General features: G+C 53.0%; 25 protein-coding genes. 5 read left to right on the top strand and 20 right to left on the bottom strand.

The window, feature by feature from the left end:
* Positions 1-144: 144 nt before the first annotated feature.
* From erpA to ACTHO6_RS05230, 3 genes are all read right to left on the bottom strand, one after another.
* Positions 145-504: an iron-sulfur cluster insertion protein ErpA gene (gene erpA, locus ACTHO6_RS05220; protein ID WP_440240103.1), complete on the bottom strand. Its 360-nt coding sequence runs from the start codon at positions 502-504 to the stop codon at positions 145-147.
* Positions 505-684: 180 nt separating this feature from the next.
* Positions 685-903, bottom strand: coding sequence for a Spo0E family sporulation regulatory protein-aspartic acid phosphatase (locus ACTHO6_RS05225; protein WP_440240105.1), 219 nt, complete (start codon positions 901-903; stop codon positions 685-687).
* Between the two features lie 60 nt (positions 904-963).
* The gene (locus ACTHO6_RS05230; RefSeq protein WP_440240107.1) at positions 964-1,128 is read right to left on the bottom strand and encodes a hypothetical protein; all 165 of its coding nucleotides are present in this window, start codon (positions 1,126-1,128) and stop codon (positions 964-966) included.
* A gap of 99 nt (positions 1,129-1,227) precedes the next feature.
* Here ACTHO6_RS05230 and mqnE point away from each other — a divergent pair, with 99 nt between their 5' ends.
* Positions 1,228-2,331, top strand: a complete 1,104-nt coding sequence (gene mqnE, locus ACTHO6_RS05235; protein ID WP_440240109.1) for an aminofutalosine synthase MqnE — start codon at positions 1,228-1,230, stop codon at positions 2,329-2,331.
* Positions 2,332-2,435: 104 nt separating this feature from the next.
* On the opposite strand, the gene ACTHO6_RS05240 is transcribed toward mqnE, so the two are convergent.
* The gene (locus tag ACTHO6_RS05240; RefSeq protein WP_440240111.1) at positions 2,436-2,699 is read right to left on the bottom strand and encodes a DUF1450 domain-containing protein; all 264 of its coding nucleotides are present in this window, start codon (positions 2,697-2,699) and stop codon (positions 2,436-2,438) included.
* Between the two features lie 173 nt (positions 2,700-2,872).
* Here ACTHO6_RS05240 and ACTHO6_RS05245 point away from each other — a divergent pair, with 173 nt between their 5' ends.
* Both ACTHO6_RS05245 and ACTHO6_RS05250 read left to right on the top strand, forming a co-directional pair.
* On the top strand, positions 2,873-3,940 hold the full coding sequence (locus ACTHO6_RS05245) for an NAD(P)/FAD-dependent oxidoreductase (RefSeq protein WP_440240113.1): 1,068 nt from the start codon (positions 2,873-2,875) through the stop codon (positions 3,938-3,940).
* Positions 3,941-4,176: 236 nt separating this feature from the next.
* Entirely contained in the window at positions 4,177-4,404 is a 228-nt protein-coding gene (locus ACTHO6_RS05250; protein WP_440240115.1) for a hypothetical protein, read from the top strand.
* A gap of 72 nt (positions 4,405-4,476) precedes the next feature.
* On the opposite strand, the gene ACTHO6_RS05255 is transcribed toward ACTHO6_RS05250, so the two are convergent.
* From ACTHO6_RS05255 to cysK, 7 genes are all read right to left on the bottom strand, one after another.
* Positions 4,477-4,818 (bottom strand): hypothetical protein, encoded by a 342-nt coding sequence (locus tag ACTHO6_RS05255; protein WP_440240117.1) that lies wholly within the window; start codon positions 4,816-4,818, stop codon positions 4,477-4,479.
* A 97-nt stretch (positions 4,819-4,915) separates the two neighbouring features.
* Positions 4,916-5,149: a hypothetical protein gene (locus ACTHO6_RS05260; RefSeq protein ID WP_440240119.1), complete on the bottom strand. Its 234-nt coding sequence runs from the start codon at positions 5,147-5,149 to the stop codon at positions 4,916-4,918.
* Positions 5,122-5,244 (bottom strand): hypothetical protein, encoded by a 123-nt coding sequence (locus tag ACTHO6_RS05265; protein WP_440240121.1) that lies wholly within the window; start codon positions 5,242-5,244, stop codon positions 5,122-5,124. Before ACTHO6_RS05265 ends, ACTHO6_RS05260 begins: the two co-directional genes overlap by 28 nt.
* A 141-nt stretch (positions 5,245-5,385) precedes the next feature.
* Positions 5,386-6,597, bottom strand: a complete 1,212-nt coding sequence (locus ACTHO6_RS05270) for a hypothetical protein (RefSeq protein WP_440240123.1) — start codon at positions 6,595-6,597, stop codon at positions 5,386-5,388.
* A 168-nt stretch (positions 6,598-6,765) separates the two neighbouring features.
* Positions 6,766-7,101, bottom strand: coding sequence for a YuzD family protein (locus ACTHO6_RS05275; RefSeq protein ID WP_440240125.1), 336 nt, complete (start codon positions 7,099-7,101; stop codon positions 6,766-6,768).
* A 49-nt stretch (positions 7,102-7,150) separates the two neighbouring features.
* Positions 7,151-8,284 carry a bifunctional cystathionine gamma-lyase/homocysteine desulfhydrase gene (locus tag ACTHO6_RS05280; protein WP_440240127.1) on the bottom strand — a complete coding sequence of 378 codons (1,134 nt, stop codon included), beginning with the start codon at positions 8,282-8,284 and terminating at the stop codon, positions 7,151-7,153.
* Position 8,285: 1 nt separating this feature from the next.
* Positions 8,286-9,209 (bottom strand): cysteine synthase A, encoded by a 924-nt coding sequence (gene cysK, locus ACTHO6_RS05285; RefSeq protein WP_440240129.1) that lies wholly within the window; start codon positions 9,207-9,209, stop codon positions 8,286-8,288.
* A gap of 193 nt (positions 9,210-9,402) precedes the next feature.
* Here cysK and ACTHO6_RS05290 point away from each other — a divergent pair, with 193 nt between their 5' ends.
* The gene (locus ACTHO6_RS05290; RefSeq protein ID WP_007777871.1) at positions 9,403-9,630 is read left to right on the top strand and encodes a NifU family protein; all 228 of its coding nucleotides are present in this window, start codon (positions 9,403-9,405) and stop codon (positions 9,628-9,630) included.
* A gap of 52 nt (positions 9,631-9,682) precedes the next feature.
* Here ACTHO6_RS05290 and ACTHO6_RS05295 read toward each other — a convergent pair whose 3' ends face one another.
* Genes ACTHO6_RS05295 through ACTHO6_RS05305 form a run of 3 tightly spaced genes read right to left on the bottom strand, consistent with a single transcriptional unit; the run spans position 9,683 to position 12,631 of the window.
* The gene (locus ACTHO6_RS05295; protein ID WP_440240131.1) at positions 9,683-10,633 is read right to left on the bottom strand and encodes an alpha/beta hydrolase; all 951 of its coding nucleotides are present in this window, start codon (positions 10,631-10,633) and stop codon (positions 9,683-9,685) included.
* On the bottom strand, positions 10,630-11,589 hold the full coding sequence (locus tag ACTHO6_RS05300) for a 2-hydroxyacid dehydrogenase (RefSeq protein WP_440240133.1): 960 nt from the start codon (positions 11,587-11,589) through the stop codon (positions 10,630-10,632). Before ACTHO6_RS05300 ends, ACTHO6_RS05295 begins: the two co-directional genes overlap by 4 nt.
* A complete protein-coding gene (locus ACTHO6_RS05305; RefSeq protein ID WP_440240135.1) occupies positions 11,546-12,631 on the bottom strand; it encodes a hypothetical protein in 1,086 nt (361 codons plus the stop codon). Before ACTHO6_RS05305 ends, ACTHO6_RS05300 begins: the two co-directional genes overlap by 44 nt.
* Before the next feature lie 122 nt (positions 12,632-12,753).
* On the opposite strand from ACTHO6_RS05305, the gene ACTHO6_RS05310 reads away from it, so the two are divergent.
* Positions 12,754-13,275, top strand: a complete 522-nt coding sequence (locus ACTHO6_RS05310; RefSeq protein ID WP_440240137.1) for a phosphatidylglycerophosphatase A family protein — start codon at positions 12,754-12,756, stop codon at positions 13,273-13,275.
* Here the strand turns inward: ACTHO6_RS05310 and ACTHO6_RS05315 are convergent.
* The 6 genes from ACTHO6_RS05315 to ACTHO6_RS05340 form a co-directional block, all read right to left on the bottom strand.
* The gene (locus ACTHO6_RS05315; RefSeq protein ID WP_440240677.1) at positions 13,258-13,407 is read right to left on the bottom strand and encodes an HAD hydrolase-like protein; all 150 of its coding nucleotides are present in this window, start codon (positions 13,405-13,407) and stop codon (positions 13,258-13,260) included. The genes ACTHO6_RS05310 and ACTHO6_RS05315 overlap by 18 nt on opposite strands.
* 284 nt (positions 13,408-13,691) lie before the next feature.
* A complete protein-coding gene (locus ACTHO6_RS05320; RefSeq protein WP_440240139.1) occupies positions 13,692-14,165 on the bottom strand; it encodes a hypothetical protein in 474 nt (157 codons plus the stop codon).
* Between the two features lie 338 nt (positions 14,166-14,503).
* Positions 14,504-14,677: an HAD hydrolase-like protein gene (locus ACTHO6_RS05325; protein WP_440240141.1), complete on the bottom strand. Its 174-nt coding sequence runs from the start codon at positions 14,675-14,677 to the stop codon at positions 14,504-14,506.
* Between the two features lie 398 nt (positions 14,678-15,075).
* Positions 15,076-15,855, bottom strand: a complete 780-nt coding sequence (locus tag ACTHO6_RS05330; protein ID WP_440240143.1) for a TIGR01457 family HAD-type hydrolase — start codon at positions 15,853-15,855, stop codon at positions 15,076-15,078.
* A gap of 221 nt (positions 15,856-16,076) precedes the next feature.
* Positions 16,077-16,703: a helix-turn-helix transcriptional regulator gene (locus ACTHO6_RS05335; RefSeq protein WP_440240145.1), complete on the bottom strand. Its 627-nt coding sequence runs from the start codon at positions 16,701-16,703 to the stop codon at positions 16,077-16,079.
* Between the two features lie 95 nt (positions 16,704-16,798).
* Positions 16,799-17,233, bottom strand: coding sequence for a DUF86 domain-containing protein (locus ACTHO6_RS05340; protein WP_440240147.1), 435 nt, complete (start codon positions 17,231-17,233; stop codon positions 16,799-16,801).
* Between the last annotated feature and the right edge of the window lie 9 nt (positions 17,234-17,242).

Here is a 17,242-nt window from a genome sequence, read left to right on the forward strand (position 1 = left end):
CCTGTTGAATTCAGACGTCAGCTGTCGGCCTAACGGCCGGGGTTTTTCTTACTGTCTACAAATTGGGGTCTTGACCACTGTGCATCGAGCGTGCACAAGCCAAAGAGGTCTGATCTTCTTGCTATTCATCCTGTCCAGGACAGCTTAGTCGTCGCACTTCTCCGCCTTGCCCTCTGCCAGCGCCGTCTTGAATGACGAGCCACAGCCGCAGGAAGCAATCGCATTCGGATTCTCGATGGAAAAGCCTCCGCCCATCATGGATTCCTTGAAATCGATTTCGGTTCCTTTGATGTATGGATAACTGTCCTTGTCGACAACAATGGTGACGCCATGCTGTTCGAAGGTTGCGTCGCCTTCCTTCATCTCTTGATCCCAGCCCATGCCGTAGGTAAAGCCGCTGCATCCGCCAGGTCGAACCCCTACCCGCAAAAACAACCCGGGCTTATTTTCTGCCGCCAACATTTCCTTTACTTTCAGGCTGGCTCTTTCCGTCAATGTAATCATGCTTGACTCCCTCCTTTGCAGGCTACTTTTACACATTCTATACGTTCAGTATACCTAAGAAGCAACCCTTCCCACAAGGTTCCCCTGCACTTCGGGCGCTGCTGTCGTGCTCAGGCAATTCGAAGCTACGGCTGCGCCAAGCCATTGGCCGGGCACAAAAAAAGAAGGGCTTCCCCTCCTTTATGCAAAAAAGGCATGATTCTCGGTCAAATAAAAGCGATACTTCTTCTTTCGGCCCACCTTAGACAGATTATGATCTATTTGGTTCAGTTCGTTGTGTAGTTGATCAATTTGCATACTGTATTCTAGGACTTCTGGATGATCCAACCCAAACTCTAACCCCATTTTTACCATACGCTGTCGAAGGAGTTCGATTTTTTCGAGCAAAACGTCCCGCATGGTGAAACTCCTCCTATATAGTAGATCAGGCTTTCTTACTATATTTTACAAGAAAAGCGATCATTTCGCAAACAAAATTTCCCACATTCCCCAAAAACCCTGCAAAAACAGGCGGAAATTTTCCATAATCTTACAAAAGAGAGTTGGAGAACTTCTGTTATTGTTCGTCCTTTCTAAGAGGTTTATAATATAGATGCCTTGTTGCCCGAGATTTTCTTTTTTCATCAGAGCTTTCTCCACTCCCAAGGAACGTTTTTGGATTGGGTAGGGCCGGATGTACAGCTCTTATCCCTTATCATTCGATTTAGAAAGGAAGTGTTTGGAATGGCGCTTGAAACGCTTGCCATCCAAGACAAATCACTCGCCGGCATTGCGGAAAAGGTTTTGCACGGCGAACGCCTCACCCTGGAAGACGGCGTGACTCTTTTTCACTCCAACGATCTGCTGACGATTGGTCAATTGGCAAATATCGTCAATACTCGCAAAAACGAAGATAAGGTTTATTTTTTGCAGAACCTTTACATCAATCCAACAAACGTTTGCGAAGCTCGCTGTAGGTTTTGCGGATTCCGTCGAGATGAGGGCGACGAGGGCGCTTACACGATGAACGAGGAAGAACTGCTTCATTATGTAGAAACCCGCTTCCATCCTGGTATCCGTGAATTTCATATCGTCGGCGGCCACAACCCTCACAAGCCGTTCGAGTACTATCTGAACAACGTTCGCATCTTGAAACAGGCTTATCCCGATGTCACCATGAAAGCTTACACAGGGGCTGAAATCGAGTTCTTCTCCCGCATCTCCGGCCTCTCCATTCGCGAGGTGTTGCAGGAGCTGATGAAAGTCGGACTGGAAACCTTGACAGGTGGCGGCGCCGAGATTTTGACAGAGCGCTACCGCATGAAAATGAGCCCGGAAAAAGCCAGCACCGACATGTACCTGCAAGTTCACCGCACGGCTCATGAACTGGGCTTGAAAACGCACACGACCATGCTCTACGGCTCCATCGAGACGCTGGAGGAGCGCGTGATTCATATGCTCCGCCTGCGCGAGCTGCAAGACGAAACGAACGGCTTCATGGTCTTCATCCCGCTCGCGGTACAGCCGATCAAGGCGTCGGCCGGCATCAAGCGCCGCAACTCCGCGATCGACGACCTGAAAACGATGGCGATCAGCCGCCTCATGCTGGATAACTTCCAGCACATCAAGGCTTACTTCATTAATATTGGGACGCAGTTGACCCAGCTGTCGCTGACGATGGGCATTTCCGATGCGCACGGGACCTTGATCGAGGAACGGATCAGCCACTCGGCAGGTGCCCTCACCCAGCAGGCCCTGACTGTCGATGAGCTGGTCTGGCTGATTAAAGGCGCCGGCAAACGCGCCCTGGAACGCGACACTTTCTACAACGTCATCAAGGAGCACTAACACGACAAAAAGCTGATGCCCGGCAAACAAGAGGCATCAGCTTTTTTATTTCCACACGCGCGCGTTTTTTCGCCGACAGAAATGAACATCCTAAAGAGAACGGCTTACAAAGGAAAATCTGCGTCCAGGCTTTCTTCCTCCTCGCGCAAGCAGTCCTTGATTTTGACCAGCAATTCATCGGCTGACGGAGCTTTCACTAGCTTGCCGTTCACCAAGGCGAACGGCTCCATGTAGCATTCTCCGCAATAGCCAAGACAGCCGTATTCGAGCACATCGACATCCAGCTCAGGGTCTTGTTCCAACGCATCTACGACCGCCTGCGTGTAGGAAGAAACATTGCTCGCGCAAAATTCTACCAATGCTTTCATCTATCTTCACCTACCGATTATACCGACATCGTCACGTACTTTATTGTACCGCTCCTTTTCCAAAAATCCAGCGGAGAAAACGGGAAAAAGATTCTGCTTGCATTTTTGCGGAAAGAGACTAAAAATAGAATGGGTGCTGTAAAAAACGGACAGAAGAAAGGACTAGACCTTCTATGAAACGACTTGTGATCCTTGGTGGAGGATACGGGGGTCTTCGTATTATCGAGCGAGTCCTGTCCCCTGATTTACCAGACGACGTGTTTCTTACCCTCGTGGACCGGATGCCGTTTCACGGCCTGAAAACAGAGTATTACGCTCTGGCTGCGGGCACTACGCCGGAAGCCCACTTGCGGGTCAATTTTCCCAGCGATCCTCGCCTGACCGTCAAATACGGCGAAGTGACCGCAGTGGATTTGGACGAGCAGGTCGTCAACTTTGCGAACGGGGACGCCCTCTCGTACGATTGGCTCGTCATCGGATTGGGCTGTGAGGACCGTTATCATGACATCCCCGGTGCCGATCTGTATACGTGCTCGATTCAATCCATGGGAGCTACCCGCAACACATACATGGCGATCAATAATGTGAATCCATATGGTACGGTTACCGTTGTGGGGGGCGGCCTCTCCGGCGTGGAAATGGCGGCAGAGCTGCGCGAAAGCCGTCCTGACCTGAATGTGCGGATCATCGACCGCGGCCCGAGCATTTTGAGCCCGTTCCCGAAAAAGCTGCAGGAGTACGCTTCTCAATGGTTTATCGAGCACGAAGTACAGCTTGTCTCCATGGCAAACGTCACAGGAGTCGAGCCTGGCGTCGTCTATAACCATAACCAGCCTGTTCCAACCGATGTGATCGTCTGGACAGCCGGTATTCAGGCCAACCGCATCGTTCGTTCCCTGCCGATCGAGACAGACAACATCGGACGTGCCAAGCTGAATCAGTATCACCAGATTCCTACCCATCCAAACGTCTACGTCGTAGGCGACTGTGCGAGCACGATCATTGCTCCGAGTGCCCAGACAGCCGAGCTCCAGGGGGATCAAATCGCCCTGATGCTGAAAAAAGACATCAAAGGCGAAGAGTATCCGGCTTCTCTGCCACCGCTCAAGCACAAAGGCTTCCTCGGCTCCCTCGGGAAAAAAGAAGGCTTTGCCAGCATGGGGAAAGTATCTCTGGTCGGTCAGATGGCCCGTGTCATCAAAAGCGGACAGCTTTGGATGTACAAAAAGCATCTGGGATAATCGTCAAGCCTGTTGGCCAGTCGGTCAAACAGGTTTTTCTTTTTCCCCGCACCGGTAGCGCTCCGATCATTCCTGTCTGCCGCGAGTTTCCTTCCGTTTCCCCTATCTATTGCCAGAAAAATTCTTCCATTATATACTAATTTTGACTATCAGGACGGGTACAGGGCTTTGAAGCGCTTTTTGAAGCCAGAAGATGTGAAATTCGTTGCATGGTACGGGAGGGGAGGACGAAAAAGATGGGAAAACTGTTTTCCTACATTCTGCTAACGATGACAATAGGCATTCTATTTCTCCTTATGATTCCCCCGCAAATCGCTTTGTTTATAGGAATGTGCATCATCGCGGGCACGCTGTTCTATATTATCGACCTGTTGAAGAGAGAGCAGCCGAGAATGATCCGAAAACAGCTGGAACGAAGCTTTCAAAAGCGCGAGAGAAAACAGGAAAAAGGAGAAACAGAGTAGAGAGGAAAAAACAAACCGCCAGGGCTCTGCCTGACGGTCGCACTCTGGATTCACCTGGCGTGTTCTTCTTCTTCATTGCTTTTGCACCCGCAAAACCGGCACCTTTTTCTGCTCATACGTGCCGTCCAATATCCGCTCATGAATGACGTTCAGTTTCAGCAGGCTGGCGATTTTCCCGCTGTCGGCCCGCGACATGAGCCGCCACAGCGTCGGATCGGGCAAGGAGTTGTAGAGCCGATCATCGCTGTATTCCCGCCGCTCCTGATAGCTGATCGACAACTGGAATCCGCCTTCCTCGACGCTTCCGGCTTCCGCGTAGGTGTCGATCAGCTTGCCTCGCAATGCGCCAAGCTCCTCCTCTACCTGCTTCTGAATGGCTTTCAACTCATAAAAGCGGGCGATTAGCTGCTCCATCTCTCGGCCTCCTCGGTCTGGGCTGTTCCCCAAACAGGATATGAGGAAGCAGCAGACAGTAGAACCGGGCAGCCTGTCCCCAAGCCATTCTCCCCGCTTACTTGCCGAGCGTGGCAGGGACCGCTTCCTCTTGCTGTTTCACCAGGAAGGTAGAATACTCGACTTCCCGCGGCTTCCATTTGCCATCGCCCTGGTAGCTCCAGACGGAGGTGATGCGGGATACGGTATCCGTGTTGTCCATGCCCACGATTCGTTGCTCGCCTACGAGTTCATAGGTTCCATTTCCATCCGTGTCGATAGGTTTCAGCGAGCCAAACGGATACGAATACACGGGTGCGTCTCGCCGTCTGCCTGCCAGTTTTCAGCCTTGTCGTACAGCTTGGCCGCCACGTAAGCATCCTGATTGGCACTCACGTCAATATTCACCGATTTATCCAGCTGGGGGCTTTTGCCCTCTACCCGGAAGCCATCCACGAACTTGAGAGGGAAGCCGCGTGGATTTCGTTACAGACGGTTTACGTATCAGAAATAAACGAGGAAAAGCGTTTCAGGACAGCCGGGCATGGGCTACTTCACGTTGTCGAGCACGCTTTTCAGATTCGCTGCCGAGTCCTGGCGAATACTCAGGTTGTAATGGGCACGCACGGCCTGATAGATAGCATTCAGGTGGAGAGTGCTTTTGTTTTTGCGATAGGCAGCGATTTGCTTGGCGAATTTTGGATGGTGGATCAGATCGCGGCTCCAATCCCAGACCCGCGGCTTCCTTGCGTCCTTGCGCGCCTGATCGAGCATGTGGGGAAACCGCGCGATGAAATACTGCCCGATTTTCTGGCTGGCATATTGGTATTCCTTTGTATAGACAACGGAGGAATCCGCAACCTCGTTCGCTGGCGTACCGTTGACAACAAGAATCTCTCGCGGCTGCATCGGCACCATGCCGGGCAACAGCTTCACCTGGTAATACTCCCAGCCTGTAGCCGTCTTTTTCCCTGGCAAAATCAGTTGGACAAACTGAAAAAGGCGATCATAGGCGTATTCCTGCGGAAACGTTATCGGACCTGGTTCCATGTCGAGCGGCGACTCTGGGTACACATAGCCTTGCCGGTCGACGACAAAGCCCGGCAGCCCAACCTCCACCGCCCAGCGTACCGCTTCTTTTTCGGAATCTTTCAGATCAATGCCGCCGTGATAAGAACGAACCTCGTGGAATGCGCGATACAGCACCGTCGCTACGAATTCTCGCGTAGCTACTCCGTCATCGATTTCCTCCGGCTTGACGTATCCGGCGTCGAGAAGCGGCTGCAGCCGGGCATTCCACTCCAGTTCAGCCCGCCATTTCCTCAAGCGCAAAGCTTCCTCTGAAAAAACAGGCTGTGCTTCGATCTGCTGATCCAGTTCCGCCAGGTTGACATTGGCCGGATAAGCGGGCGGAAAAATCCCGATCATGTGATACAAATTCCACAGGAAGCCTTTTTTCGAAGTGACGAACTTGCGGTTGTCATCAAACTCCGTTTTGTAATGACCGACATTTCCTGTCGAGTCGATCAAGTATTGCTTGACCGGATAGAGCCTCTGCGTGGCGAGCTCTTGCGGATTGTCAATATGTACCATCTGCACATTCAAAAATAAATACTTCTCAGGATTCGGGGGCAGCTTGTAGGTAATCCGGTAGCTGGAAGCGGCCGCTTCGGCCACGAGCCAGGCAGGAGCCTCCGCCGGCACAGCAGACAAGCAGACAGTGCAAGCCAGCAAGCTGACCACCATTTGTTTTCCTTTCATGGAATGACCATCCTCTTCTTTCTGTTCTTCTGTCAGTTAGACGCAGAAGAACAGAAAAAGTTTGGCCTGCTATGAAAAAAATGGAAAAATCGCCTGCTCGATACAAAAAAACCGACCAGATATTCTCATCTGATCGGTTTCGCAATCGGTTCGAGCCGATTAGGCTGCCTATTCGCTGTCTGCCTGCACAGCCACCGGAGTGACGCCCATGCTTTCCAGCTTTTCGCAAATATCTTTGAGCTTAGGATTTCCTTCGCCGACAATTTCCCCGGAAATTACGACAAGCGGATACCACAAATCTTCCTCGATAATGCGTGTCGCCCAGCTTTTGTCATCGTCTGTCTGCGGGTGTTGAAAATCACTGTAGACGATGCGGATGCTGTCGCTTCCATATTTGCGGGAAAGGGCAGCTTGCAGCCATTCTGCCGTTTCCTTGGCAGATGGCAAATTTACGCAGCTGGCGCAGAGTTGTTCGGTTCCAAACACTTTGATTTCCACACTCATCTCATCCGCCTCCTCTCGGTTCCGTAGCTGTGCGCGCTCTCTTGCAGGATTAGGACAGCGCCTGGTCGAGATCCTCGATCAGGTCTTGCACATCTTCGATCCCTACCGAAATGCGAATGAGACCGTCCGTGATGCCCAATTCGGCACGGCGCTCTGCCGGGATGGAAGCGTGCGTCATGCGCGCAGGCACGCTGATGAGGCTTTCAACCGCGCCCAGCGATTCAGCCAGTGTGTAATATTTCACTTTTGCCAAAACCTCATCGGCACGTTCCGCACTGCCGACATCAAAGGAGATCATGCCGCCAAAGCCGCGCGCTTGCTTTTGAATCAGCTCATGTCCGGCGTGGCTCGACAAGCCCGGATAGATGACCCGTTTGATGTCGCTGCGCTCGGACAGCCATTTTGCCAATGTGCGCGCATTGTGCTCGTGCTCTTCCATGCGGATGCCGAGCGTTTTCATGCCGCGCAGAAGCAGCCAGGAATCTTGCGGACCGAGGACGCCGCCGATTGCATTTTGCACGAAATGCAGGTCTTCTCCGATCTTCGCATCTTTGGCGACAACCAGACCTGCGACGACATCGCTGTGGCCGCCCAAATATTTCGTTGCGCTGTGGAATACGATGTCTGCGCCCAGATCGAGCGGATTTTGCCAGTATGGCGTCATGAACGTGTTGTCGACGACGAGCAGCACACCTTTTGCCTTGGCGATGTCAGCCAGCGCGCGAATGTCGCTTACTTTCAGCAGCGGGTTGGTCGGCGTCTCCATGATAATCGCTTTTGTTTCCGGGCGAATCGCTGCCTCTACCGCTTCCAGGTTGCTCGTATCGACGTAGGTTGCTTCCAGACCCATTCGGGAAAATACGCGGGTGATGACGCGATAGGTACCGCCGTACACATCGTCACCGACAACGAGATGATCGCCCTTGTTGAACAGGGAAAGAATCGTCGACAAAGCCGCCATGCCGGAACCAAAAGCAAAGCCGCGGGCGCCGCCTTCGATTTCTGCGATGTACGTTTCCAGCGCGTGGCGAGTCGGGTTCCCGGTCCGGGAATACTCGAAGCCTTTGTGCACGCCGATGGCTTCCTGCTTGTACGTGCTCACCTGGTAAATCGGAACGGAAACCGCTCCTGTATGGGGATCTCCCTCAATTCCGCCGTGGATCAGCCGAGTTTTGATGCGCATCTTAGATTCCTCCCTGGTAAATTTTTTTGCTCAGATAGCGTTCGCTGCCATCGGCGAACAAGGTAACAATATTCGTTCCTGGCGCTGCCTCTCTCGCTTCGCGCAACGCCGCTGCCATCGCTGCTCCCGCCGAGCTGCCGACGAGCAAGCCTTCTTTGGCGGCGAGCTGCTTGACCAGATCGAATGCTTCCACATCGAGGATGGTGTGAATCGCATTGAAATAGCTGGTGTCCATGAACGGCGGCAAAAACTCCATGCCGATGCCTTCCGTTTTGTGCGGGCCAGGCTCTCCCCCGTTCAGGATCGACCCTTCCGGCTCCACAATCACGGTCTTGATGTTCGGATTTTGCTCCTTCAAGTAGCGGGCTACGCCCATGAATGTACCGCCGGACCCGGCGCCTGCGACAAATACGTCCACCTGGCCGTCCATTTGGCTCCAGATTTCCGGGCCTGTGGTCTTGTAGTGCGCATCGGGATTCGCCGGATTCGCGAACTGCTGCGGCACGAACGAGCCTGGAATCGACGCGGCCAGCTCCTGCGCCTTGGCGATTGCTCCTTTAATGCCCAACTCGGTCGGCGTATTTACAACCTCGGCCCCAAGCGCACGCATCAGCTCCTGCTTTTCCTCGGAAAACTTGGCTGGCACGCAAAAAATGACTTTATACCCGGTTCCGACAGCGGCAAGGGCAAGCCCAATTCCTGTATTTCCCGCTGTCGGTTCGATAATGGTTCCGCCTGGCTTCAGTTGACCCTTTTCCTCTGCGGCACGGATCAATTCCATTCCCAGTCTGTCCTTCACGCTGCCGCCTGGATTAAAATATTCCAGCTTGGCAAACAAGCGTACTCCCTCGGGAAGCTCGAACTGTGTCATTTCGACGATCGGCGTATTGCCAATCAGTTCCTTCACATTGCGAAATACGTTCACGAAAATCTGACTCCTTATGTTGAAGTACTTGCTGTTTCATTATAACATGCTGCTCTTGCAAAAAGTCCATGCGATGCACATTGAATCTCCTTCGTCCCGCGAGCAGGAAAGTGTCAACAGGGCATGTAAGCCATGGATTTATCGCCAGCGTACGATTATAATAAAGGAGAGGTTGGAAAGGAGTGAATGGAACATGGATATGATGGATCAAGTACAAGAAGTTCTCGATAAACTGCGCCCATACCTGCAACGTGACGGCGGAGACGTGCAACTCGTCGACGTAGAAGATGGCATCGTAAAGCTGCGCCTGATGGGTGCATGCGGCAGCTGCCCTTCTTCCACCATCACCCTGAAAGCAGGGATTGAACGTGCCCTGGTGGAAGAAATCCCGGGCATCAAAGAAGTGCAACAAGTATTCTAATCCAGGCGCACAGCCATGAAAGCAGCTACCGTCTTCGGCGTAGCTGCTTTTTTCATTTTCGCAAGGCGAATGCTTCAGCCCTCTCGCCTGCTTTTCTCATCCCTTTTTCCAAAAAGGCGGTCACCCGCTCGGCGTACTCCTCCGGCAACAAAGCAAAGCTACGCACGTGCCCGGCCTGCGGAACCAGCCAGATTTGCGAATCCTCATCCTGAGCCAGCGCATGCAGCCGCTTGCTGTTTTCCGCAGGTACGGTGGAATCTCCCGTCCCATGAATGAACATCATCGGCTTTTTCGCCCGGCACACGGCCTGGTACGGCCTGACATGGCGTGGATTCGCCCGGAGCAGCACCGGACTGAGGGTGAGAATCAGCCAGTTGAAGGGAAAACGGGGCAGGCCCGTCCATTGCGGCAAATTTTCTTCCAAATACTCGCGCAGCGAATAAAACGGAGAGTCTGCCACAACAGCCGCAATCCGCGGGTCCGCTCCTCCGACGAGCAGCGATGTCGCTGCCCCCATGGAAAAGCCGATCAGACCGATTGTCTGTCCCGGCTTTTTCGCTTCGACAAAATCAATCGCTCCAAGCAAATCTTGCTGCTCGCGCAACCCGATCGTAGTCAACGATGGACTGGACTGTCCGCTGTTGCGGAAATCGAACATCAACACATCGTAGCCGGCATGCGCCAGCTTTGCCGCGAGCGCCAGCGCCGGCAGATGCGGCTCCTGCCTGTTCTGGCTGTAGCCGTGGGCAAAAATGAGCGTCCGTCCCTTTGGCGTTCGGCCGTTTTGGGCAGCGGACAAATACCAGCCCGCCAGTGAGATTCCCGCTTCTCTGCTCGGGAACACCACCGCCTCCGCCCCCTCGATTCCGAACTCCTGCGGGTCCATGTCGATCGGCTTGCGCACGGGATGAGTCAGACGCCAGGTGACATGCAAAGCAACAGCGGAAGCCGCTACGACGGCTGCCAGCACAAGACCCGCTGCCAGGATGAAAACGGTGCTCATAGCGCTGTCAACGGCTCCTTTCCGCTCAGCACAGCAACGATATTGGCTGCCGCCAGCCGTGCCATTTCATTTCGCGTCTGGATCGTGGCGCTGCCAATATGCGGGAGAGCCACTACGTTTGGCAAAGACAAAAGCGGATGATCCGGCGAAACCGGCTCCTGTGCAAATACGTCCAGTCCCGCCGCCCATATTTGTCCGTCCACCAAAGCCTGGTACAACGCAGCCTCGTCTACGGTTCCGCCGCGAGACACATTTACGAAGACAGCGGACTTTTTCATCAGGGCAAATTCTCTGGCTCCCATCAAGTGCCGCGTCTCTTCGGTCAGCGGCGTCAGCAGCACGACGTAGTCCGACTCCTGAAGCAGCTCATCCAGTCCGGCCAGCCGCGCTCCCGTCCTCGCCTCCGCCTCTTCCTTGCGGTGGCGGTTATGGTACAAAATGCGCATGTTGAAACCTGCTGCTCGCCGAGCCACCGCCTCGCCGATCCGCCCCATGCCGATAATGCCCAGGGTCGTTCCGTACACGCTTTGCCCGGCCATCAGGTACGGGCTCCACGAGGTCCATTCTCCGGCGAGCAAAAAACGGTTCGCTTCCGTCAGTCTGCGGCCCGTCGCCAAGAGCAGCGCGAACGCCAGATCCGCCGTCGCCTCTGTCAACACATCGGGCGTATTGGTCACCGTGATCCCTTGTCGTTTGCAGGCGGCCACGTCGATATTGTCATAGCCGACCGCCATGTTGGCGACGATCCGCAGCTTCTTCGCACGGTGCAAAAGCTCCTCATCCACCCGTTCTGTCAGCATGGTCAGCACCGCGTCCGCATGCTCGATCTCCTCCAAGAGCTTCGCGCGCGGCACAGGTGTATCTCCCTCCCACACGTTGACATCCGCTACTTCCTCCAGCATGGCTAACACTTCATGGGGTAGTTTCCTCGTGACGAATACTTGCGGTTTGCTCATTGTATTGCCTCCACAGCCAATCGATTTGCGGAATGGACACGCCGTAATGCTCTTCGACCAGACGGGGATAGTGCCGGAGTCCCTCTTCCATTTTCACAAGCTCGTCTTCCAGCTGGGATTGCCATGCTTCCACGTTTACTTGCTGCTTTTCCTCCAGGGGAAGCTCCTTGTAGGCTTCCACCAGCTTCAAAAAGCGGCCCGGATAGAACATCAGCGCGTAGATCACGGCATATTCCCCGGAAAGCAAAGGCGCAACACTGTTATAGCCGTCGAAAAAGCTGATCGCGGCCTCGTCATTCCAGCCGTTGCGCCTGGTTTCGGCTTTCAGCCATTGTCCAAGATCGCGAGCCCGCATATCGAGTACCCAGTTCCATTCTCCCGCCATCAGGCGTACATCCTTCTCATTCCATAGCATATACCCTTGGTCAAAATTTTGGTAGGCTACTTTTCCAAGACCGGCTGTTTCCTTCACGACTTTATCGTAGCCCGCTTCCAGCAAATACTGGACGGAGATTTCCCCCAGTTGATGCACATACGTATAGCAGGTCAAAAGCAACTCATCCATCGGCGTAAGCTCGACATCCGATTCGTCCAGCTTATCCCGGTACTCGCTGTAATGCCGCAGTTTTCTGCGCCACGTGCTGGGCCAGTTCCCCAGCGAGCTGAACGGAATAAACAGTTTATCTCCGGAAAAATTTTTCGTCGCCTGGTGAAATTGCGCGAGCGACTGCCCGCTTGCGTAGGACGTATTTTCCGGAGTGGCTTCGCGCACTCCTCGGTACAAATAGTAAAGCTGCTCATCCTCGACAAAATGGGACTGCCCGCCCGTGGTTTTGACCAGCTTCAGCAGCCGGATGTCTTGCTGCTGGCTGAGATGCTTGCGCACCCGCTCGATGAACTTGCTTTTGTAGCGATAACCGGCCGGCGCTTCAAACATGTAATACAGGCCCTGGTCGGTTTCGAGCACCTTGCTGGCGCCCGCCACGCGGTAGTTTTGCAACTGGAATCCATATCGCTCCTGGAGCAGTTCTTTTTCCTCCATACGGGTCCATCCTCCTTGCACACCTTCTCTTGGCGCATTGTATGTCGCAAAACCGGGATAGGTGCCTATCTCGCTGCAAATACTAGAGGAACTGATGAGCGCCGGAAAAGGAGGAAAACCAGATGAGCGAGCACCCGCTCAACAGCGAGAGCTGCCTGGAAGTGGTCATCGGGCTTTTGGGAAAACGGGGCGTTTCCCTCGATGATATCGCTGAGATTGTGTTTTTCCTGCAAACGAAATACGTCCCCGATCTGACGATGGAGCTGTGCCTGGACAGCGTGAAGGCGGTGCTGAAAAAGCGGGAGGTGCAAAACGCGCTGTTGACGGGCATCCAGTTGGACATGCTCGCCGAGCAAAAGCAGCTGCTGCCGCCGCTTCAAACCATTATCGAGACGGACGAGCCGCTCTACGGGGTGGACGAGGTATTGGCACTTGCCATCGTCAACCTGTACGGCAGCATTGGCTTTACCAACTTCGGCTACGTCGACAAGCTCAAGCACGGCAAGCTGGCCCAGCTCAACGACAAACGCTTCGGCGTCCACACGTTTCTGGACGATCTGGTTGGAGCGATTGCCGCTGCCGCTTCCAGCCGGATTGCCCATCGCCAGAAGCAGCAGGAGGAGTGCCTAGAGCGAGATGCGTAGCTGCCACTCCCGCAGATCGTCGGCGATATGCGTCGGCTGCACTTTGTGGCGAGCCGCTTCTTCCCGCGTCGAATAGCCGGTCAGGACGAGCAGGCTGTCCAGGCCGCTATTTGCTCCGGCTTCCTTTTTTATGTGTTACGAATCGTGTATGAGCGTTTCATAACAAAAAAGCTTTTACTTACTTGCAATTGTTATTGCAAGTAAAGCAAATGCACTATGGTGTGCACGCAAATTTTAAGCCAACCAGATCAGAGAAGAAGCCAACTTTAAGAAGGCCACAGATCAGCCCAGACATATATGTAAAGAAAGTGGTTGTCCACATGGTAGTGTAGAGTTCTGGCAAGAAAGTTAACCAAGGTAAAGCAAACTCTGTTCTGGACGAGGTGAAGAACCCATGTGTTAAGGGTGTCTTAACTCTAATTAACAGGATATGTTACCCACTCTATTTCCGCATAACATTCTGCTAACCAAACACTGTCTGTTTGTTTCATGCAAATCTTATATACCTTTTCATCTTTGGTTGTTACCAAAATCATGCGGCTATGACCATGAGAAGAGATGGTTTGAAATGTGACGACCTCAGACTTTAACTGATCCGCTACAAACTTTTTAAGAACTTTTTTATAATCCTTGTATTGTTCATCATTTTTCAGCTGTTGAATTTGTTCTGGTTTAAATTCAATAGTCGCATAATCATTCGTTTTTTGGGCTACCTCTAACAAGGCGTCCCGATCCTTGAATAACTCCGGGTGAATTTTGAAATTCGATGTCTGTGTTTGTTCGTTTGCTTGTTGAGTTGTAGATTGTTCACTAGACACCATCGCTGTACCTCCAGCGCAACCAGAAAGAATGAGCGACAACATAAAGGTAATCGTTGCTACCCTTTTCATTGTTGACCTCCATTTTTTTGTGATTTATTGTTGCTATTCAATAATTTTAGACCAAATTCAGGAATAATCACTACAATATACCTAAAAATTCCGTAACATCCACAACCAAAGGGCATGATGTTTCCGTAGTTAGCGATAAGTACAGAAGAAACATGCTGATGAATCCAAGATACGGAGGAATTGTGCGGAACAGCGTTTTCGAAATCGACTGTCTCTGAGCTAGAGAATGGCTTTGATGATGCCACAGCGCAATAGCAGTACACGGAAGAGCACGTTCGACAAACTGTTCACCCGTTCAGAAAAGAAAGGCCCATCGCCAGAAGCAGCAGGAGGAGTGCCTAGAGCGAGATGCGTAGCTGCCACTCCCGCAGATCGTCGGTGATATGCGTCGGCTGTACGTGGTGGCGAGCCGCTTCTTCCCGCGTCGAATAGCCGGTCAGAATAAGCAGGCTGTCCAGGCCGCTGTTTGCTCCCGCTTCAATGTCGGTAAACAGGTTGTCGCCGACGCTCAACGTCTGGGATGCATCTGTGCCGATAACAAAAAAGCACGAGCAACATGCCCATGCTTATGACGGGAAGGCAATATAATCATTCCTTCCATAACTTGTCTATTACGAAATGAACCGCAATAATCGTTGCCATGAAGCTCAAGTAAGGCTCATCCGTCTTTAGTATCCCGCCGACACCCAAAAATACAGCGAGGGAAAGTCCAAGGAGGGATAACAAGTACGTCCATTTTCGGCTCAAATGATCGTCTCTCCTTTCCTTGCTTTTATCGTAACGACTACACCCGAAACCATTTCATCCGCCCCCACTCATGATTGCTTGCCAACCATTCCGTAGCGGCATGCGGGTTAAAATTGCTTCGCCTCTAACCAGCCCAATTCGCCAGAAGCAGCAGGAGGAGTGCCTAGAGCGAGATGCGTAGCTGCCACTCCCGCAGATCGTCGGCGATATGCGTCGGCTGCACTTTGTGGCGAGCCGCTTCTTCCCGCGTCGAATAGCCGGTCAGGACGAGCAGGCTGTCCAGGCCGCTGTTAGCTCCGGCTTCAATGTCGGTGAACAGGTTGTCGCCGACGATCAACGTCTCGCGCGCTTTTGTTCCAAGGACGGAAAGCGCGTAGCGCACGATGATCGGCTCCGGCTTGCCGATGACGAGCGGCTTGGTGCCCGATGCGACGGAAACGGCGGCAACGAGCGAGCCGTTTCCTGGAAACAAGCCGTTGTCCGTCGGCAACGCGGCGTCCGCATTGGTCGCGATAAAAGTAGCGCCTGCGCGAATGGCGGAAGCAGCAATCGACAGCTTTTCGTACGTGAAGGCACGGTCGATTCCGACGATGACGTAGGCAGGATGGTCAGCTGTCAGCCTGAAGCCTGCCGCTTCCAGCTGCGACAGCAAGCCTTCCTCGCCAATCGCATACACGCTTGCTCCTGCGGGTGCCTTTTCTTGCAAATACTTCACAGTCGCCATACTGGTCGTATAGACATCCTGGGCGGTTGCCTCCACTCCCATCCCGCTCAGTCTCGCTGCCACTTGCTCGGCCGTTGCGGACGAATTGTTGGTCAAAAACAGGTACGGAATCCCGTTCGCTTTCAAGTAACGAACAAATTCGGCAGCGCCGGGAATCGGCTCGCGGCCGCGGTAAATCGTTCCATCCAGATCAATCAGATAGCCTTTGTATGGGTTCATGTTGCTTCTCCTCCATCCCGATTCCTCTCTCTTTTTGGCAAAACAGCCACTCTTCCTTACGATACTCGTTTTTGCGCCATTTGACGAGCCGCCCGTCCGTTTGGCTGCTCCACGAACTCTGCCCCCATGCTCCCCCCTGCGGAAGACAGCCTTTTTGGCAGCAAAAAAGCCACCCTGTACCGAATCGAATCGTACCAAAGTGGCGATCATTGACATTGTTCTTACGCTTTTTTGATTTCAAACACGCACTTGTCTCCGCCTTTTGCCATGCAGGAGGTTTGCTCCACATCGGCATTCAGCACCCGGCGAAACAACGACAGCTCACAGGAGCAGGCCTGATTGAATTCACGCGCTACCTGCGCGATCGGGCAGTTGAATTCCAAAATGCGGAATGCATTTCCGTCCGCGTCCGCTTCCCACTCCACCATGTAGCCTTTTTCATTTTGCAGCTCGGCGAGCTTTGCGACACGGTTTCGCAAGTCTCCTTGCATATGGGCGCGATACGATTCCTCCAGACGATTTTCGCGGCGGCGGAACAGCATTTCGACTTTTCCGGGACCGTCGATCTCTTTCAAGTCTTGCAAAAAATCAAGCGTTAAATGAGAATAATTGCGCGGAAACAGCTCATCTGCTTCCTGCGACAAGGAATATACGTTCGTTGGTCGTCCCATCGCTTGTCTCACAAGCGTAGACGTTATCAGACTGTCTCTTTCCAACGTGTTCAAATGGCGTCTGACTGCCATTTCGGTAATGCCCAGCTCGGCGGCCATGTCGCTGACTGAGAGTGAGCCTTTCACCTTGAGCATGTGCAGGATTTGGTCACGAGTGGACGTCCCCTCGTTTGCCATACGTGTCACCGTCCTTTCTACCTATTGTAGCGGATCGGTACGCTTTAGTAAACAAACGAAAGTGTTTTGTATAAAAAATCCGTTTCCCCATTGTCTTAGAACAATTCTTTCTGCAAAAACGCACGCACCTGCGGATCAAACCGCCGCATCGCTTCGATGGATTCGTTCACGAGCGCGAACATTTCTCCCGCCGGAACGCTTGTGTAGCCAATGACCAGATGCTTGCGGAAATCGACCACACGGGTCAGCGTGACTGCCTGCTCATCTGTAATGACTTGTTCATCGCGCAAAATTTCGACAATATCGCTGTAGCTACCGGGATCGCGCATGATAAAGCCGTCAATCAACGCATTTCCTACATCGACGATTCCTTCGATGGACAAGTGCAGGGCTCGCTCCATCGCTGCAACAGCCACTTCGTCCGCCAAAACCGCTTCGGCTCCCCGTTCCCTGAGCTTGTCCAGCAAATCAAGCATGGAAGACATATAGGCCAGTACTTGGTCAATTCGCTTTGTATTCACGTCGTACATGAGATTCTC

The organism is Brevibacillus sp. SAFN-007a (genome assembly GCF_051967035.1).
Taxonomy (GTDB): Bacteria; Bacillota; Bacilli; order Brevibacillales; family Brevibacillaceae; genus Brevibacillus.

Coding starts and splice junctions, on each gene's coding strand:
- ACTHO6_RS05280 (WP_440240127.1), bottom strand. CDS start 8,284: ATGCGCATCAAAACTCGGCTGATCCACGGCGGAATTGAGGGAGATCCC.
- ACTHO6_RS05305 (WP_440240135.1), bottom strand. CDS start 12,631: ATGGAGGAAAAAGAACTGCTCCAGGAGCGATATGGATTCCAGTTGCAA.
- ACTHO6_RS05275 (WP_440240125.1), bottom strand. CDS start 7,101: ATGAGTGTGGAAATCAAAGTGTTTGGAACCGAACAACTCTGCGCCAGC.
- ACTHO6_RS05330 (WP_440240143.1), bottom strand. CDS start 15,855: ATGAACCCATACAAAGGCTATCTGATTGATCTGGATGGAACGATTTAC.
- ACTHO6_RS05270 (WP_440240123.1), bottom strand. CDS start 6,597: ATGAAAGGAAAACAAATGGTGGTCAGCTTGCTGGCTTGCACTGTCTGC.
- ACTHO6_RS05295 (WP_440240131.1), bottom strand. CDS start 10,633: ATGAGCACCGTTTTCATCCTGGCAGCGGGTCTTGTGCTGGCAGCCGTC.
- ACTHO6_RS05320 (WP_440240139.1), bottom strand. CDS start 14,165: ATGAAAAGGGTAGCAACGATTACCTTTATGTTGTCGCTCATTCTTTCT.
- ACTHO6_RS05290 (WP_007777871.1), top strand. CDS start 9,403: ATGGATATGATGGATCAAGTACAAGAAGTTCTCGATAAACTGCGCCCA.
- ACTHO6_RS05300 (WP_440240133.1), bottom strand. CDS start 11,589: ATGAGCAAACCGCAAGTATTCGTCACGAGGAAACTACCCCATGAAGTG.
- ACTHO6_RS05335 (WP_440240145.1), bottom strand. CDS start 16,703: ATGGCAAACGAGGGGACGTCCACTCGTGACCAAATCCTGCACATGCTC.
- ACTHO6_RS05240 (WP_440240111.1), bottom strand. CDS start 2,699: ATGAAAGCATTGGTAGAATTTTGCGCGAGCAATGTTTCTTCCTACACG.
- ACTHO6_RS05310 (WP_440240137.1), top strand. CDS start 12,754: ATGAGCGAGCACCCGCTCAACAGCGAGAGCTGCCTGGAAGTGGTCATC.
- ACTHO6_RS05225 (WP_440240105.1), bottom strand. CDS start 903: ATGCGGGACGTTTTGCTCGAAAAAATCGAACTCCTTCGACAGCGTATG.
- ACTHO6_RS05230 (WP_440240107.1), bottom strand. CDS start 1,128: ATGAAAAAAGAAAATCTCGGGCAACAAGGCATCTATATTATAAACCTC.
- ACTHO6_RS05245 (WP_440240113.1), top strand. CDS start 2,873: ATGAAACGACTTGTGATCCTTGGTGGAGGATACGGGGGTCTTCGTATT.
- ACTHO6_RS05340 (WP_440240147.1), bottom strand. CDS start 17,233: ATGTACGACGTGAATACAAAGCGAATTGACCAAGTACTGGCCTATATG.
- ACTHO6_RS05255 (WP_440240117.1), bottom strand. CDS start 4,818: ATGGAGCAGCTAATCGCCCGCTTTTATGAGTTGAAAGCCATTCAGAAG.
- mqnE (WP_440240109.1), top strand. CDS start 1,228: ATGGCGCTTGAAACGCTTGCCATCCAAGACAAATCACTCGCCGGCATT.
- erpA (WP_440240103.1), bottom strand. CDS start 504: ATGATTACATTGACGGAAAGAGCCAGCCTGAAAGTAAAGGAAATGTTG.
- ACTHO6_RS05250 (WP_440240115.1), top strand. CDS start 4,177: ATGGGAAAACTGTTTTCCTACATTCTGCTAACGATGACAATAGGCATT.